Raw genomic sequence first — 17,100 nt, forward strand, 5'->3', positions numbered from 1 at the left:
AAGAGGCAAGGATGGAAACCACGGATGCCGTGCATGTGAGCCTGGTTCATGCGCGTTTTGCCGCGGACCTGCTTGTCGGTGTGCAGGAGGAATTACTGCGTTTAACGACCGATCTTGACGTCTACATGGACCGGGCGCGTCGAGCCGGCGTCGGAACGAAACTCGACGCAGCTTGGATGGCGATCGCGGCGTCGGCCCCTGGCAACCGTCGAGAGCTCATTGCCGCCGCGGCTTACGCGCAATGGCTCAGCGACCACATTCGGCTGCAATCCGCCCGGTGGAAGCGCGCGGACAAGGCGTCCGCAACCGGATACATGAAGCATTCCGAGGAGTCGGCGTTGTTGGAATGGCAACCGGTTCCATTCGAAATAGTTGAGCCTCCAAAGGATCCGCCGCCGCACCCGGGTGCGTTGGACAGCACCATCGCAATGCTTCCGGCACCATACTTGGCGCACATTGATCGAGCGCGTGAGTGGTGCGGGCAAGCGCTGTGGGCAGCGAGGATGTCGAACACGCAAGGCATGGCCGTGGTTTGTGGGTACATGGAGAGGCTTTTGGGCTGGATGGAGGAAAATCCGTGAGTGAGAGGGTAATTCGTTTAGAGGCCGAGGAACTGGCATCGGCTACGGGCGGGTGGTTGGCCGCGGCGCCGATCCAACCCAGCATCCACCCAATCTGCACACCGGGCACCGACCCGATGTCAATGGCTGTGAGCGCCGTTGCGGCCGACTGGCCGGCCGTTCACGAAGCATTGACCACCAACCGCGCAACTCAGGTCGGCGAGCTGGCCGCCGCCAACGGCGGAACCGAAGCAAATCTCAGCGCAGCCGAGGCCACCAATGTTGAACAAATCACCGGGATCGAGGTCTAGACCATGACCGACCAATACACCTACCCGGCCCACGTGGCGACGCGGCCGTCCGCGCCTGGCAGCTACACGCCGCCGCTACCCCCGCTGCCGCAGGCCTACCCGCCGCCGCAGCCACGCAAGGGCAAGGGTGGTCTGATCACAGCGGCGATCGTCGGCGCGGCCGCGATCGCGCTCACTGCCGGTGGTATCGGCGGCCTCGTCGGCAACCACATGGCCGGCGGCTCCGCTGCACAGTCCTCGGCGCCGGCGGCAGCGCCAGCGCCGACCGCCGAACAGGTCCACGCCGCCACAGTCGACCTGTGCACACGGTTCGCCGCTGGTTATCACGCGATGCCATCAACACAGAACACTGCGGCAGACGTCATTCCAAGCCTTACTTACATCACCCAGGCATTGAACGATGATCAAGTGGCCGACGGCACAATCCGCAACGCACTGACCGAAAGCCTCAAGTTGGCCCGCGACCAGGCATCGAAACTCACGAACGAACCCGCTCGCGGTGCGATTCAGCCGTCTACTACTTGGACTTCCGCCGCGGCAAATGAGGCGGATCAGCGGGTGTGGGACCTGTGCAGGGCCTACGGGAGCTAGGCGATGGAAACTGCGGCTGACGGGGTGAGCGAGGCGGTATCGGAAGCGGCTCGGGCCGGGGGCCACATCGCCCGCCAGCTGTACACCCAAGGGGTCAGCGCGCTGACAAATGGCGCGGCCACCGCCAAGGGTGCAGTCTCTGATCTTGGGGACGGCCCGTTCGGACGTGCGTTAAAGCAGGCATGGCGCCCCGCTGAGCGACTCGCTCAAAGTATGCAAGAGATACAGGAATTCCACACCGGCCTGGCCAGTCAAATCAGTGACGCTATCGGCACGTCGATGAGCCATTATCGGCGGCGGTTTGAGGCAGCACTATCGGACCAGGGCGAGTCTGGCGATGCCCTACTGCAGGCTCACGACGCGAACATCAGGCTATGGAGCAAGCACCAGGATATGCACGAAGCAGCGTCCACGGCCGCCGCCCAAGCGTTAGTGCATATCAAGGGCTTGCAGGGCCGTATCGACAGCCTCGCCGAGGCCGGCGAGGAGGAATTCAACAAGGCTGTACGCAACCGCGATCCCATAACGGCGATGGAGGTCTGGACCCGATACAACGGGCACGCCGAGGAATCCACCACCGAATCCACCCAGAAAGCCACAAGCGCCATCCGGGCAGCCAACTTCACGATTCCCCTCGACAAACCGCCTGACGCCCCAAAAGACGGGAAACGCTCAGACGGCGATGCCGGAAAGAAACCACCCGACGCAAAACGTTCCGACCCGGAGACCACCGGTCAAACCGCTGATGGTTCTGGTGATGGTAGTGGGCAGAACGGCGACGGTACCGGCGCGCTCAACGCTGGCAGGACGGAACCAGACACATCAGCCAGCAATCAACCTTTGCTTGCCGCCAATGCGGGGCGCACGGACGGCCCGGGCACTTCAGGAACCCCGGGTACGATGCCGCCGCTGACGTCGCTTCCGCAGGCGCTCGGCGGTTCGATGGGTCGGGCCGCTTCTGGTGGTGGTGGTGCTGGTGGCGGTGGTTCGGCGCTTTCGGGTCTGGGATCGGGGTTGAATCCTGGATCGATGGGGTCAGGTCTGGGCTCGGGTATGCCGACGTCGCCGGCTTCCTCGTTGCCGTCTGCGCCGGCTGCACAGTCTGCGGCGTCGCCGCTTGCGAATGCTGGGTCCAGTTTTCAGTCCGGTCTTGCGTCGGGAATGGGGGCGACGGCGCCTCCTCCGGTGGCTCAGCAGCCGATAGCGCAGCAGGCGATGGCTGCTCAGCAGCCGTTGATGGGTTCTACGGCCGGTAGTGGGCCGGCGGGTGTGCCGATCGCGCCGCATGGGGTGCCGGATGGCGGTGGGGGCGGCCCGGTTCAGGGCGGTGGGTCTGGCGTGGGTCCGGTGGGTGGTGCGCCGATGATGCCGCCGGCGGCGATGGGTGGTGGTGGTGGGCCGTTGGCTCCGTATAGTGCGCCGGGTGCGGGTGGTGCTCCACCTGCCGGTGGTGCGCCGACGGCTCCGGCGGCCGGTGGTCAGGCTTCGTCTGGTGGCGGCGCGGCGCCTGCTGGCGGTAGTGGTTTGCCGTCTGGGCCGGTCTTGGCGGGCGGGGCCGGGTCGGGTAGCGCGATGGGCGGTATGGCCGCGTCGGCGTCTGAGGTCAGTGCGGACATGTTGTTGGCTCAGCGGGTGCTGGGCGGGTTGGTGCGCGGCTGCGAGTTTTGGCCGTCACCGATCGCGTGGGCAGTGAGCGTGGTGAAGACCCCGGTGGGCTCCCAAGTTGTGGTGGCCAACAGTGTGGGCGGCGGAAGTTACTTGCCGGCAACGGTTTTCCTTCCATCGACGGCGCGGTTGGCGGTGGTTGATCCGGCGTTGCCGTTTGGATGGGCGCAGCGGTGGATGGGTTGCCAGAAGCCGTCGAAGATTCTTGCAGATCATTTTGAGCGTTTGAGCAAACGGGTTGCGGGAGCGTCGATTTCGGCGATGGTCACCACAGAGTTGTGGCCTGTGGAGCCGGCGGGTGTGGGCGAGTTCTTGGGGCTGCAGCATCGCCAGGCCTTGGGGTTGCTCAGCGTGGCGCCGGTGCTGGATGGGGCGCATCAGCATCGTTTGACGGCTCTTGATCCTGTTCTGGCGCAACGCATTTCGTCGATCGCGTCGAACGTGGACGTGGCGGTGCGGGCGGCTGCGCAGTTGACGGCGTCGGTGACCCGGGCCGCGCAAGCGCCGGATGCAACCGGCAAGCCGTTGGCGTTTGAAGACGAGGTGAACGTCTTGCAGGCGGTGTCGGCGGGAACGGCCGACGAGGCGACCTGGGACTCGTATAACGCGAAGGTCGCGACCCGCGATGGCGAGGCGTGGCTTTGGCCGGAGTCTCACGCAGCTCTTGATCACGATGGCTCGGAGCTGAGCGAGTCGATGAATCTGTGGTATCGGCGTTACTTCCAAGGTGGCCGGATTGTCGAGCTGGTGCAGTGGTGGAAGAACAGCGCTGCACCGCTGGCCGAAATCGCCTATTGCGGGGTGCAGGCCGGGTTCGGGGCGGTCGTGACCGCGACGATTAGTGCTATTGAGGAGCAGCTGCGCCGCGGTGGTGGGCCGCGCTCGTGACCCCTGCTTGGCGTGTGCCTGACCCGGCCGAGCTGACGGCGCGTGATCGCCGGCGCCGGGTGCGCGATTGCCTGGCCGATGTCTTGGCCGAGGCGCGCCGGGGCGAACTGTCAGCCGACTGGCGTGAGGAGCGGCTGTCGGCGGCGTTGGCGGCGGTTAAGCAGCACCAGGCGTCGTTGCCGCCAGAGCCGGTCGATCCATACCGCCCGGTGTACGACCCTGATGACCCGTTGGCGGCGTTGAAGGAATTGGATCGTGGGCCGGTGGGCTTGGATTCGCGCGTGAAAAGCTATTTCACGCTTTTGGATGTGGTGATGACCTGGCCGGCGGCGGTGTGGGAGCCGGGAGTGGTGGGATCTGCGCGCGCCGCGTTGGATGCGTGGTATTTAGCAGCGTTGGGCTGCGTCGCGGAGGCCTGCAGCGAGATTCCTGAAGTTCCCGACGGCGACGACGAGCGCAGTGTGCGGACGCGGCTCGGTATTGGAACGGCTTGGGTGAAGCGGCGTGCGGAATGTCAGCGCGACGCAGATTTGCTCACCGAAAGCTACGAGGCGGGGTTGGCTTCGCTCGGTGCTAGCGATGGCGGCTGGGTGGAGCGGTCTCGGCGGCGAGTTGCCTTGTGGCCCGACGCGATTGGGTTTTCGCGGCATGAGCATTGGTGGCTGCTCGAAGATCCGCTGTATCAGGTGAGCAGGCAGTGGCTGCCGGCGTACTGGACGGCGCACGTCTAGAGGCCGATGTCGGTGAGAGTGGGGGGACGCCGGAGGCTGCCGGGCGGATCATTGCGTTATTTCTGTTTACGATTGCTTATCTGTGTGTAGACTGCTTTGATGTAGGGGTTGATGGTGCGTCCAGGAAGGGGTAGTGGTGGACGACCTTGCTGAGGACGAGACGGCGGTCCCTGATGTTCGCGTTGTGGCATCGGCGGTGTCAGCGAAGAGGAGCCTCGCGGTTGAGGTGGGTGACACCGGATGTGTCGTGGGGGTTCGGCTGCTTTCGGACGCGGTGCGGCGGTGGGATTCCTACACGTTCGGGGAGCGGGTCGTTGCTGTGGCCGATGTGGCGCACGACCGGTATCTGTCCAATCAACGCAACGTCGACGGGCACTATCCAGACCCCGCAGAGGTTGCCCGCGCTGAACGCAAGTTGAATTTCTAGGAAGGGACTGCACCGCAATGTCGAATGATGGCTGGGATTCGATCGGTTCAACGATCGAGCGGGTGTTGGGGACTGCTGTGCTGACCCCGATCTTGGGGCCGTTGGCCCCGGTGGTGGGGGGACTGTTCGGCCATGGGCATGCACCGCAGGCGCCGGCGCCTGGTCCGGCGCCGAGCCCGCCGCCGCCTGACCCGCACGGTCCGCCGAATACGCCGCCGCAGGGTCAGTTGCCGCCGCCGCCGGCGGGTCCTGTTCCTGGTTCGGGTGCGGCCACGGATCAAGCCAATGCTGACGCTGGTCGGGTGGCTGAGGTGATCGCTCAGTTGCACGAGCTGGATAAGAGTGCCGCTGCGACGATTGACGCGATTCATGCTGCGGGCGCTGCTGGGCAGAAGCAGTTGGACAATATCGGCAAGGATGTTGACGAGAAGATCACCGAGTTGGGGCCGCGGTTGAACACTCCTGCCGGACAGCAGGAGTTGCGCGACTTTTTGAAGGAGAAGCTGACCGCGGCCAAGAAGGTGATTGATCAGCAGATCGCCGATGCCGAGGATAAGGCGCGTCACACCCGCGAGTTGACCGAAAAGTATGCCGGTATCGGCGGTGATGACTCCGGCAAGGCCGGCACCGAACCCGCGTCCGCGCATGGTGACGGCGGCGAGGGTAGCGGCGGCGGTGGTGGTGGTGCAGGTGATCAGGGCACCACCCCGGCGGCGGCGCCGGGCGCTGCGCCGGGTACGCCCCCGCCTGGGCAGCCCCTGATGCCGGGTGCGGGCATGATGCCCGCCGGGATGGGGATGCCGTCGATTCCGTCATTGGGCGGAATGCCTGGCCTGGGCGGCGGTGACCCCTTGGGCGCATTGGGTGGTCTGGGTGGTGATCGTGGCGCCGGCTTCCACGACGACGACGGCAAGCTCGATGGGGACTCCTCGAAACAGGGTGGGTCAGGACCGAAGTTCCACGACGACGACGGCTCGACGGGTCCGGGTTCTGGAAAGACCGACCACGACGGCACGGGGACGAGCCCGGCGTCAGCGGGCGGTTCAGCGGGCGATGGCAGCGGGCCGGGCACGGAGCTGGCGGGCAATCATGCCGGTCACGCTGGCGATCCCGGTGGTGGGCAGGTTCCGGCGACGACGAGCGTGTCGCTGCCCGATGGTGAGACCAGCGAGGCGCGCACTTCGCAGGGCGCTTCGGCGGCGAAAGCGGCGCTGGGCGGCGCGACGGTGGCCGATGCGTGGCATCAGGCGGGGGTGACGGTGCCACCGCCGGGGACTCCTGTCACCGATCCGATTCCCCCGACGAAACTCAAGGCGGGCGATGTGGGTATCTGGCAGGACCATCTGGTGATGGCCTTGGGCAACGGGAAGGTGTTGGTGTCGGGGCAGCCGCAGCCGCTGTCGAGCGTGGGATCGGGCCCGGACTTCTTGGGGTGGATGGACCCAAGCGCATTGGCTCCCAAGGGCTCTGCGCCTGCCGCACCGCCTGCACCGCCGGCGCAGCCGTCCTAACTGATCGGCGGGCGCGATGTCCACTCTTGACGGGTTTGTGCGGGCTGCGGGTGCGGCGATGGGCATGGCTCGGGAGAGTTTCGGCACCGGTGGCGGGGTTGCGTTGGCGCCGCCGCCGGGGCTGGGTCCGTCGCCGGATGGCACTGGGGATGGCTCGGGTGCGGCCGCTGACGGGTTCTCTGGTGATTCGTCGCGGGTGACGAATCATGTTGGGGCGCTGGCTGATCACGACGCGGTCGGGCATTCGGGGTTGGCGGCGGCGGTCGCGTCGTCGACCGCTTCGCGCGGTCGGATGGACGCGGTGATCGCTGCGGCGATCGCCGATGTGCAGGCCAGCGGGGTCGCGGTCAACACCCCGGCGGGCCAGCAGGCGTTGGTGGCGGCGATCAAACGTCATCTTGAAGATACGAAGTCGACGCTGGATCAGGGCAGCGGAGATGCGGCCACGCATGCCGCCTCGGCGAACGTGACCGCGGCGGGATACCAGGGGATCGGCAACCCGCAGGGCGGGCCGGCCCCGATGATGCCGATGATGCCGCAAATGCCGTCATTGCCGATGGGTGGCGGCATGCCCCTGGGTGGGGCCATGCTGGCTCCGCTGAGCAGCCTGGGCAGCCTACTAGGCGGGGGAGGGCAGGGGTTCTCCCCTCAATCCGCGAGGCTGGCCGGTGCGACCGGCGCCAGCACGACAGGAGAGGCGAACGCGACACCCGCGGCGGCCATTTCGACTGATGAGGTGAATCTGAAGAAGGAAGGCTTTCCCGGTGGCCCGGATGCCTACCGCCAATATCTCGGGAAAACCTTTGACCTGATGGGTATTACGGACCCGGTTGCGCGGGCGAACTGGACGCGCGGGTTGATGACGGGCATCGGCCGTGAGTCAGGGTTTCGTCCAGACGCGGTCAATCTGAGTGACTCCAATGCCCGCGGGGCCAGGATGGTCGATGGTGCGCCGGCGGGGGCGTCGCGCGGCGGTATGCAGACGATTCCGGCGACGTTTGCGGCTAATCACCAGCCGGGGACCTCGCGCGCTATCTACGATCCGATCGCCAACCTGGCCGCCGGGATGAATTACCTGATGCGGCGCTATCACGTGGCGCGCGACGGGTCGAATCTGTCGGCGGTTGGGCAGTTCAATCCGCAGCACGCCCCGGGCGGCTACTGATGGAGGTGTGGCGGTGAGTCTTGACGGGTTTGTGCGGGCTGCGGGTGCGGCGATGGGCATGGCTCGGGAGAGTTTCGGCACCGGTGGCGGGGTTGCGTTGGCGCCGCCGCCGGGGCCGGGTCCGTCGCCGGATGGCACTGGGGATGGCTCGGGTGCGGCCGCTGACGGGTTCTCTGGTGATTCGTCGCGGGTGACGAATCATGTTGGGGCGCTGGCTGATCACGACGCGGCCGGGCATTCGGGGTTGGCGGCGGCGGTCGCGTCGTCGACCGCTTCGCGCGGTCGGATGGACGCGGTGATCGCTGCGGCGATCGCCGATGTGCAGGCCAGCGGGGTCGCGGTCAACACCCCGGCGGGCCAGCAGGCGTTGGTGGCGGCGATCAAACGTCATCTTGAAGAAACGAAGTCGACGCTGGATCAGGGCAGCGGAGATGCGGCCACGCATGCCGCCTCGGCGAACGTCACCGCGGCGGGATACCAGGGGATCGGCAACCCGCAGGGCGGGCCGGCCCCGATGATGCCGATGATGCCGCAAATGCCGTCATTGCCGATGGGTGGCGGCATGCCCCTGGGTGGGGCCATGCTGGCTCCGCTGAGCAGCCTGGGCAGCCTACTAGGCGGGGGCGGCGCGGGGCTGTCGCCTGGCAGCAGCACAGCGCAGGGGTTGGGCTTTGGCGACAGCGGCATCACCGGCAGCTTCGGCGGTGGGGAGCGCGGCGACCGGATCGTGAAGGCCGCGTTGTCGCAGCTGGGGGTTCCGTATGAGTGGGGTGCCGGTACCGTGCGCGGGCCAGGGCCCGGGATCGGGGTCGATGCGGGCAAGATCGGGTTCGATTGCTCAGGGTTGGTGCGGTATGCCTACTGGCAGGGCGGCATTGAGCTACCGCGCACGACCTACGATATGGCGAACTGGGGTGTGCGGGTTCCGCCGGGGCAAGCCAAGCCCGGCGACATTTTGCTGTGCAACTGGGGTAATGGGGCCTACCAGCATGTGCAGTTGGTGATGAATGATCACCAGACAATCGAGGCACCTGATCGGGGTTCGAGCGTGCGGATTGGTCATTGGCCCTCTGGGCGCTTCGAGATCAGACGAGCTGGTTAACAAGTAGTGAAGGGGTTTGGGAGATGCCGCGCGGCGGTTTGAATTATGCGTCACTAGAACAGGTTTCGGCGTGGCGGTTTCTTCGGCACCGGGTGTCGGTGGCGATCGGGCGCCGCAACGTGCGCTTGGTGCACGATCCGTCGAAGAACGCGGCGGCCTCGCTGCTGGTGGGGTTCGTGCTGGCGGTGGGGATCGTGGGGATCTGCGCGATCTTGGCGTGGATTAAACCGATCGGGCAGGTCGGTAAGTCCAAGATCGTAGAGGCCCGCGGCGGTGGCGGTTTGTATGTCGAGGTGGGTGGGGTGATGCATCCGGTGCTGAACAAGGCGTCGGCGCGGCTGATCACCGGCCAGGCCGCCGACGCACCGTTGGTGCCGATGAGTGAAATCCTCAAATCCCCGGTGGGTCCGACTGTCGGGATTTTGGGGGCACCGGACGATCTGTCGGTACGGACTCCCGGCGATACCGGGTGGGCGCTGTGCGACAAGCTGGGATCGCAAGGATCGCAGGTGATTCCGAAGGTGACCGTGATTGACGGATTGGCGACGCTGGGCGACTGGGCGCACACGATCACCTCACCGGAGGCGGCGCTGATGACGTACGGCGGGGCGACGTTTTTGGTGACTGACGGGCACCGCTCAGAGATCGATCTGGCCGATAAGCCGGTCACGTTGGCGCTGGGCTTGCCGGTGGGGGATCTGCACCCGTCGGCGATGTCGCGGGCGCTGTATGAGGCGCTGACGCCCACGGCGGCGCTGCGCGTGCCAGCGATCCCGGATGCGGGCGGTCCGGTCAGTTACAGCAGCCCAGGGCTGCCGGTGGTGTCGGGCAGTGTCATGCGGGTCTCTGATGTCACCGGCGATCCTCAGTTTTTCGTCGCGTTGCCAGCCGGGGTGCAGCGCATCCCGCAGACGGTGGCCACGATGATCATCAATGCCGGGGTCGTACCGGGCGCGCAGGTGATGTCGGCGAGATCAGCGGCGCTGACCGCGATGCCGCAGGCGGTCGGGTTCGACTTGTCGGTGTATCCCTCGGCGATGGTCAAGCTGCTCGACAAGGCTGCCGAGCCGGTCACGTGCGTGATGTGGCGTAAAACCAACGGCGAACCGCAGGCGCAGGTCAGCACGATATCGGGGCGGCGGCTACCGATTCCGGTGGGCGATGAGCGTCGTGTGGTGCCGTTCATCAGCGCCGGCGTCAACACCGCTGACGAGGTGTATGTCAGTCCCTCGTCAGCGAACTACGTTCAGGTCACTGGTGTGCAACCGGATTCGGTGCGCGGGGAGAGCCTGTGGTTTATCGGCAACAACGGCACACGTTTTGGTGTGCCCACCGTCGGGTCTAATGGTGATGATCAAAGTCGGGAGGCGTTGGGGTTCAAGGGCACGTCGCCCACTCCTGCGCCGTGGGCGGTCATTAAGTGGCTGCCTGCTGGACCGGTGCTGTCGAAGTCGGCGGCGATGGCCCAGCATGACAGCCTGGTGCCCGATCCCAAAGTCGCCGCGCTGCAACAAGTCAAGGGAGCGGGCCAATGAGTCAAGTGGGGTTCATCCGCAAGGAAGTGGGCTCGCCGTTTGTGCCCGAGGATGCCGTGGAAGTGCCCAATCCGGCCGAGATCACGCGCCCGGCGCCGGCCAAGCCGCCGACGTGGGTGTGGGTGCTGATCTTCGTGAGCATGGCCGTGGCGTTGATGGTGAGCCTGTATCTGTCGGGTGCGCGTCAGCTCTCGGGAGGCTCCTTCTTCATATTCCCGGTCATGCTGATGTCGATGATGATGATGCTGCGAAACCGTATGGGCAGCAACGGGAAAAAGGATCACGGCAGCGCCATCAACCAGGACCGCGCCGACTTTTTACGGGCGCTCGACGAGCAGCGGGTCAAGATTCATGCCGCCGGCCGCGCGCAGGCCGCCGAGATTTCCTACCATCATCCCGACCCGACGAATGGGTCACTGGCCACGCTGGTGGGCACGGGCAGGATGTGGGAGCGCACCCCGGATGCCCGCAACTTCGGGCACGCCCGGTTTGGCTTGGGTGTGACGCGGTTGAAGACGAAACTTCAACCGCCCACCAAAGTCCCGCCACCGGAGTTTCGGGAGACCGTGACCACGGTGGCTGCGCGTGATCTGCTGGTCGCGCAGAACGTGATCCACGACGTTCCCCGGCCGTTGCACCTGTTCGACCAGATGGGGTGGGCGTTTTTCGCCGACCCCGATGTGCGGCCGACGGTGCAGGGGCTGTTACGTGCGCTGGTGTGTCAGGTGTGCGTGTTCCATGGCCCTGACGACGTTAAGGTCGCGATCATCAGCGATGACCCGGCGGCGTGGGACTGGGCGAAATGGTTACCGCATACCGGTGACGAGGAGCTGGTCGACGCGTGCGGGCCGGTGCGGCTGATCTTTGCTGACGTGGCGGCGTTTATGGAGCATTTCGGGTCGTCGCTGTCGGGGCGGGGACCGTTTCAGCCCCGCCAGGAAGGCGGGGTGAAACCGGACAGTTGGTTGCTGGTGGTGGTGGACCTTCCTGGTGCGGATTGCACGCCGATCCTGAGCGAAGAGGGCCGCATGGGTGTGTCGGTGATCGAGGCAACCGGTAACGAGCTCAGCGTGCTCGCGAACCCGAAGAACGCATTTTTTGTTGCCGCCGATGAGGACAACACGATTAATCTGCTCAAAGCAGCTGGCCAGGAGGTGTAGCGATGGTTGCGGTGACGAAATCAATGCCGGCGGGTCTGCTGTTTGCCGCGGTCCCCGACGTTATGCCGATTTATGAGGCTGAGGCGTTGGCCAGGGCGCTGTCGGCGTTCACTCCGACCGATGAGGCTGAATCGGTGCTGGCTAAGGCCGCTGCGGAGGCGCGCGCCGGCCAGGACTTCACCGATACGATGGGGATCTACGATTTGCGTAGTTGGAATCCGGTACCGCGGTGGAATGATCTTGCCCCTACTGATCGGCTGCGGGCGCCCATCGGCAAGACACCCAACGGCCAATTGGTGTATCTGGACATCAAGGAGGCTGCCGAGAACGGCGCTGGCCCGCATGGCTCGATGACAGGAATCACCGGTTCGGGTAAGTCCGAGCACCTCAAGTCGTGGGTGCTGGCGTTGGCCGCAACGCATTCCCCGGAACAGTTGCGGATTCTGTTGGGCGACTTCAAGGGTCAGGCCGGGCTCGGCGTGCTGGAGCATTTGCCGCATTGCGTTGGCATCGTGTCGAACTTGGAGAATTCCCGCCACAAGCTGGAGCGGTTCAAGCTGGTGTTGCGTGGGGAGGTGAACCGACGCCAGGAAGTGTTGCACGCCACAGGTTTTAAGGATGTGCGTGATTATGAGCGGGCACGCACGGCCGGGCGTACTGATCTGGAGCCGATTGGCGCACTGCTGCTGGTTCTCGACGAGTTCTCCCAGATGCTGGAATTCGCCCCGGAAATGGCCAAGGTGATGGACCAGGTGGGCCTGGTAGGACGCTCGTTGTGGATTCACATCATCAACGCCAGCCAGCGCGCCGAGCAGGGCAAGATGTCCGGAATGATTGCCCAGCAGACGTACGCGATCGGCTTGAAGCTCAAGGACGCAGGCGAGTCTCGCGCGGCGATCGGCTCGACGCGGGCGTGGGAAGAACTCAAGAACGCCCCGCAAGGGTCGGCGTTTTTGGTGATCGACGGCGAGCACACCCGCTACCGCAGTTTTTATACCGGCGGCCAGTACATTCCTCCGAAAAGGAATGCCGCCGAACGGGATCGGGCTGAGGGGCATTATCTACCGGTGGCACGGTTCACCAGCGCGGTGGCAGCCCTTCCGGACACCATTGGCCACGACATCGAGCTCGAGGACGAGCTGATCGACGACACCCCCGAGGACGACGCGCCCACGGTGGCCGAGCTGATGGTGCAGCGGATGGCGGCTGCGGCCACGACGTTGCCACGTGGCCATCGGATGTGGCTACCCGCTTTGGACGAGACGTCGGCGCTGACGATCGACGTTGTCGTCAGCGAATTTTGGAACCGACCTTGGGATGAGTTCAGCGAGGACTCGGGCTTAGTCGCCGCCTACGGCCGTGAGGACGATCCGTACGCGCATTCACAAGACGTGGTTGCCCTGCGGCTAGCCGATAGCCACGGCGGTGTCGCCGGTGCACCGCAGACCGGGAAGTCCACCGCGCTGCGCACCTTGATCATGTCGTTAGCGATGGCCAATTCCCCCGAGCGTGTTCAGTTTTACGGAATCGATTGTGGCGGTTTGAAAATTCAGAGCGTGGCCGCCCTGCCGCACGTGTGCGGCATCGCCGGTGCTGGTGATGAGGAAAAGATCCAGCGGGTGGTATCGGAGGTGGAGCGGATTTTGCGTAACCGCCAGCGCGATTGGGCGCGCTGGGTTGATCCGGGCGCACGAGATGGGCATAGCGGGTTGGATCTGTTGAGCTTTCGGGCCAACAAGTTCGGTCCCAACAAGCGCCCGGTGCCCGAGGACGGGCATGGCGATGTGTTCCTGGTCGTGGACAACATGACCGCGATCAAGACTGAGATGCTGGACCTGCACGATCGCATCCACGCGTTGACGCAGGGGGCGTTGAACTTTGGGGTGCACGTGATCTTGGGTGCTGACACCTGGATGGAGCTCAAGGCCGAAGCGAAGCTCGCAGCCAAGGTGGAGCTACGCCTGGCTGAGTATTCAGACTCCAGGATGGACCGGGCGGCGGCCAAAAACGTGCCCGATCATCAAAAGGGTCGCGGCTTGGTGAAATCCGGCAACGAAATGCTGGTCGCGGTGCCGTATGTGGCTCAGTTTGCTGAGATGGACACCGAGGTCGCGGCCACTAATGCCACCGCCGAGCTGGTGGCGCACAAGTGGCTGGCGCGCGGGTTCGGTCGTGCTCCGCAGCTGCAGCAGTTGCCTGCCGACATCGCGTTCGCCGATCTTGACCCGCTGCCGGCGACTGCGCCGCGCCACGGCCTGCGCATCGGGATCGGGGAACGCGAAATGTCCACGGCGTGGCTGGATTTGGACCTCAATCCGCATGCGTACTGCGCGGGCACCAGCAAATCGGGGCGCACAGTGTTTTTGCGGACAGTATGCGCGGCGATCATGGAGACCTACACCCCGCAAGAAGCTCAGGTCATCATGTTCGACCCGGAGTTTTCGATCGGGGATGCGCTGAGCAAGGAGTACCGCACGGTGTGGGTAACCGAGCACCAGAAAATCCACCAGGCCGCCGAGCAGATCGCGCAGCGCCTCGAGGGGCGCCGTCCGCCAGACAATCTCGAACCCGAGGAGCTGCGTGACTGGAAACCGCAGCGGCCCAAATGGTTCATCATCGTTGATGACCTGACGCTGCTGAGCCCGGCGGGGGCAACAACAACCCTGCTGCAGCCGTTGGTGCCCGCCGCGGAGACGGCTCGCAATCTGGACCTGCACATCATTGCCGCGTCAGCATCCGATGACTGGTATGCCCGCGGCGGGGCCAACAAGTTGATTGCGGCGATGACCCGGGGCGGGGCGTCAGTGGTAGTCCTCGACGGGGACCCAAAGAACGTCATCATCGACAAAGTCCGGCCAGCCAGCCGCATCCCTGGACGCGCAGAACTGTATCTGCGTAAAGGCGGCGGGCAGCTCATTCAGATTGCGCAACCACCTGACTTGCGGGCCGCGACATTGTCTGTCAGCGGCAGCGGTGTCGAGCAGGGATAATTGGGGAGGACACAAAACTGCATGATCGGTGAACAAGGAGACGTTTACGTGTTCCATTATCTGCTTCGCTGTGTATAGACTAGCGGCGGGCAGTTCCAGCGGTTCGATCCACAGGGTGAGGAGTTAACGGAAATGGGTGATTTCATCTTCATGGAGCCCGAGGCGGTTGTCGGCGCGTCGGGCAGCGCGGCTGCGCTGGCCGGCGAGGTCGCCGCGCATGGCGGGCAGGCTGCTGCGTCGTCGGCGGTGGTGCCTCCGGGTCTAGAAGAGATCAGCGCCGCCAATGCCGCCAAGGTGATGCAGGTGGCCACGGAGGCTTCGACGGTGATCGAGGCGGGCGCGGCGTTTCACGCCGAGCACGGATTGGCAGTAGGCACATCGGCGGCCCTGACCACGTTGGCCGACGCGGTCAATTACGCGGCTATCGCCGACATCGTCTAAGCCGGGTGTTCGCGGGGGTTTAAGGGCAGGCAATGACAGCTCCAGGAGCGTGGGCGGCAGATCCACCAGAGATCAACAGTGCGGGCTTTTGGCTGGGTCCTGGCGGTGAATCGTTTATGGCGGCTGCCGAGAACCTGATCATGGTTGCCTCTGGGCTGATCGCCAATCTCGGTGGGCAGGAGGCGATTAACGCCGCGTTGGCGATGTCGTGGCCTGACCCCACGGGCGAGCTGGCGGTGCTGGCCAAGGTTCCGCTGATGCTGTGGCAGGCGGCCGCCGCCGCCCACATGTCGGCCTCGGGCAGCGCCATCCAGCAGGTGGCGATGGCGTTTGAGGCGCTTAAGGCGGCCACGCCGACGCCGGTCGAGATCGGCGAAAACCAGGTTGAGCACGGGGTGCTGCAAGCCAACAACTTTTTGGGCATGTTGACCCCTGCTATCACTGTGAATCGGGCCAACTACGGCCGGATGTGGGTAACGGCGGCGTCGAACAAGTACGAATACGCCGCGTCCTCGGCGCCGGTCCAGGCGATCCCGCCGATGCCCGAACCGCCGCCGGCCGGTACCCCCGGCGGTGCGACGCCGTCGATGTCACCTCCGCAGGAGAAATCGGCCCAGGATCTGCTTAGTGGCGGTGGTTCGGACGCGATGAGCATGTTCATGGGGCCGCTGTCGCAGGTCGGGGGGCTGGCTGGACAACTGGGCAGCGGTGGGCAGTTGACGTCGCTGCCGCAGCAGGCGTTCCAGCCGTTCATGTCGATGCTCAGCGGCGGGGGCTTGGGCAGCAGCCTGAACCCGTCGTCGGAGGCGATGTCGGCGGCCTCGGCCGCTGACTGGCTTTCTGCCACCCCGGCGGCAGGAGGGCCGGTGGCGGCCAACCTGGTCAGCAGCGGCGGGGGCGGCGGTGTGGGCGCCATGGGGGCGTTACGGGGGCCGGCGGGTTTTGCCGCCGCGCCGACGGTGAACGCGTCGGCGGCCAATCCCGAGGGCACGCTGTCGCGGGTCAACGAGGCCCGCGCGGCATCGGGGGCTCCGGTGAGCAGCGCGGGTATGGGCAGCAGCGGAGCCATGATGGGTCCGATGGGCCATGCCGGCGGCGAACACGGCAAGGAGCAGTCCAAACGCAAGACACCGTTGACGTCGTTGGCAGCGCTGTATCGGGCTCCGACGGCGGTTCCGGTGATTACCGGTAGTGGGGGTGCGGTCTTCCGACCGGGGGAGGGGGTTGACACACGCACGACCTGACAGCGGCGCTCACGCTTAGGCGGGACTCCCGCATACGTGATCTACCGACAACCAAACGTACACACTTACTCGAAAGGACATGCCCATGAGCGGCACACCCATTCACGGTGATCTGGAAGGTATCGGCCGCGACGCCGGTAGCTTGCAGGAGATCTCCGACCAGCAGGCAGCGATCATGCACTCCCTTGGCAGCACGCTGGAGGCTCTGGCCCCGGCGATGCGGGGCAGCGCAGGCCAGGCGATGCAAGTCGTGGGCGAGCAGCTGATCCATCAGGGCCAGCAGTTCTCCACCGCGTTTGCTGATCACTCGCAGAAGATGAGCAACAATGCTCACATCCTGTCCACGGCCGACTCGGACGGCGCTTCGCTGATCAGCGGCGTCGCCAACCTGATCTAGGCGACGGCGCCGCAGACCAGACCAGTCACATCCTCTGAAAGGACATTGCTATGTCAGTAATTCACTACGCGACCGCGGCGATCGCGGACGCATCGGCCCAGATCGGGCAGGCCGCGAGCCAGACCGAGCAGAATCATCAGCGGTCTTTGGCAACGGTGCAGGCCAACGCCGAGAACTTCGGCGGCCAAGGCTCCGAGGCGTTCCAGCACGTCATTGCAACGCTCAACCAGAAGTACGCGCAGAGCCAGGAGACGATCCAGCGCGCCGGGATGGTGCTGCAGCAGGCCAACGAGGGCATGACCCACGCCGACGGTCAGTCCGCCGGCCAGTACGGGGTCTAAGCGGGCCGACTGGCCGAAAGTCACGTTGCGGCCCGGCGACG

Annotated in this window: 17 protein-coding genes; 16 read left to right on the plus strand and 1 reads right to left on the minus strand. The window is 65.3% G+C overall.

All coding sequences use genetic code 11. The features are described 5' to 3' along the window. Positions 1-11: 11 nt before the first annotated feature. From AWC17_RS25120 to AWC17_RS25130, 3 genes are read left to right on the plus strand one after another with little or no spacing between them, the layout of a single operon-like run. A complete protein-coding gene (locus tag AWC17_RS25120; protein ID WP_085165234.1) occupies positions 12-581 on the plus strand; it encodes a hypothetical protein in 570 nt (189 codons plus the stop codon). Beyond that, positions 578-871, plus strand: coding sequence for a hypothetical protein (locus AWC17_RS25125; RefSeq protein WP_141224775.1), 294 nt, complete (start codon positions 578-580; stop codon positions 869-871). Before AWC17_RS25120 ends, AWC17_RS25125 begins: the two co-directional genes overlap by 4 nt. 3 nt (positions 872-874) lie before the next feature. Next, the gene (locus AWC17_RS25130; protein WP_085165238.1) at positions 875-1,462 is read left to right on the plus strand and encodes a hypothetical protein; all 588 of its coding nucleotides are present in this window, start codon (positions 875-877) and stop codon (positions 1,460-1,462) included. A gap of 1,478 nt (positions 1,463-2,940) precedes the next feature. Here the strand turns inward: AWC17_RS25130 and AWC17_RS32900 are convergent. After that, positions 2,941-3,078 (minus strand): hypothetical protein, encoded by a 138-nt coding sequence (locus tag AWC17_RS32900; protein ID WP_167385638.1) that lies wholly within the window; start codon positions 3,076-3,078, stop codon positions 2,941-2,943. Between the two features lie 184 nt (positions 3,079-3,262). Between AWC17_RS32900 and AWC17_RS25140 the strand changes: the two genes are divergently transcribed. From AWC17_RS25140 to AWC17_RS25200, 13 genes are all read left to right on the plus strand, one after another. Continuing rightward, a complete protein-coding gene (locus AWC17_RS25140; protein ID WP_141224776.1) occupies positions 3,263-4,015 on the plus strand; it encodes a hypothetical protein in 753 nt (250 codons plus the stop codon). Between the two features lie 14 nt (positions 4,016-4,029). Continuing rightward, positions 4,030-4,746 (plus strand): hypothetical protein, encoded by a 717-nt coding sequence (locus tag AWC17_RS25145; protein WP_141224777.1) that lies wholly within the window; start codon positions 4,030-4,032, stop codon positions 4,744-4,746. 136 nt (positions 4,747-4,882) lie between these two features. Next, positions 4,883-5,173, plus strand: a complete 291-nt coding sequence (locus AWC17_RS25150) for a hypothetical protein (protein ID WP_085165406.1) — start codon at positions 4,883-4,885, stop codon at positions 5,171-5,173. A 302-nt stretch (positions 5,174-5,475) separates the two neighbouring features. Then, positions 5,476-6,684: a DUF4226 domain-containing protein gene (locus AWC17_RS25155; RefSeq protein WP_167385639.1), complete on the plus strand. Its 1,209-nt coding sequence runs from the start codon at positions 5,476-5,478 to the stop codon at positions 6,682-6,684. Positions 6,685-6,700: 16 nt separating this feature from the next. Continuing rightward, a complete protein-coding gene (locus AWC17_RS33680) occupies positions 6,701-7,849 on the plus strand; it encodes a transglycosylase SLT domain-containing protein (RefSeq protein ID WP_244193522.1) in 1,149 nt (382 codons plus the stop codon). A gap of 13 nt (positions 7,850-7,862) precedes the next feature. Beyond that, a complete protein-coding gene (locus AWC17_RS25165; RefSeq protein ID WP_141224778.1) occupies positions 7,863-8,951 on the plus strand; it encodes a C40 family peptidase in 1,089 nt (362 codons plus the stop codon). Positions 8,952-8,974: 23 nt separating this feature from the next. Continuing rightward, the gene (gene eccB / locus AWC17_RS25170; RefSeq protein ID WP_085165251.1) at positions 8,975-10,486 is read left to right on the plus strand and encodes a type VII secretion protein EccB; all 1,512 of its coding nucleotides are present in this window, start codon (positions 8,975-8,977) and stop codon (positions 10,484-10,486) included. After that, on the plus strand, positions 10,483-11,646 hold the full coding sequence (locus tag AWC17_RS25175) for a cell division protein FtsK (RefSeq protein ID WP_085165253.1): 1,164 nt from the start codon (positions 10,483-10,485) through the stop codon (positions 11,644-11,646). Before eccB ends, AWC17_RS25175 begins: the two co-directional genes overlap by 4 nt. Before the next feature lie 2 nt (positions 11,647-11,648). Next, on the plus strand, positions 11,649-14,636 hold the full coding sequence (gene eccCb / locus AWC17_RS25180) for a type VII secretion protein EccCb (RefSeq protein WP_085165255.1): 2,988 nt from the start codon (positions 11,649-11,651) through the stop codon (positions 14,634-14,636). 132 nt (positions 14,637-14,768) lie between these two features. After that, a complete protein-coding gene (locus tag AWC17_RS25185; protein WP_085165257.1) occupies positions 14,769-15,077 on the plus strand; it encodes a PE domain-containing protein in 309 nt (102 codons plus the stop codon). Positions 15,078-15,109: 32 nt separating this feature from the next. Further along, on the plus strand, positions 15,110-16,321 hold the full coding sequence (locus AWC17_RS25190) for a PPE domain-containing protein (RefSeq protein ID WP_085165259.1): 1,212 nt from the start codon (positions 15,110-15,112) through the stop codon (positions 16,319-16,321). An 85-nt stretch (positions 16,322-16,406) separates the two neighbouring features. After that, the gene (locus AWC17_RS25195; RefSeq protein WP_141224779.1) at positions 16,407-16,718 is read left to right on the plus strand and encodes a hypothetical protein; all 312 of its coding nucleotides are present in this window, start codon (positions 16,407-16,409) and stop codon (positions 16,716-16,718) included. A gap of 50 nt (positions 16,719-16,768) precedes the next feature. Continuing rightward, positions 16,769-17,059, plus strand: a complete 291-nt coding sequence (locus tag AWC17_RS25200) for a WXG100 family type VII secretion target (RefSeq protein ID WP_085165262.1) — start codon at positions 16,769-16,771, stop codon at positions 17,057-17,059. The last annotated feature ends 41 nt before the right edge of the window (positions 17,060-17,100 follow it).

This window comes from Mycobacterium nebraskense, assembly GCF_002102255.1.
GTDB classification, from domain to species: Bacteria; Actinomycetota; Actinomycetes; order Mycobacteriales; family Mycobacteriaceae; genus Mycobacterium; species Mycobacterium nebraskense.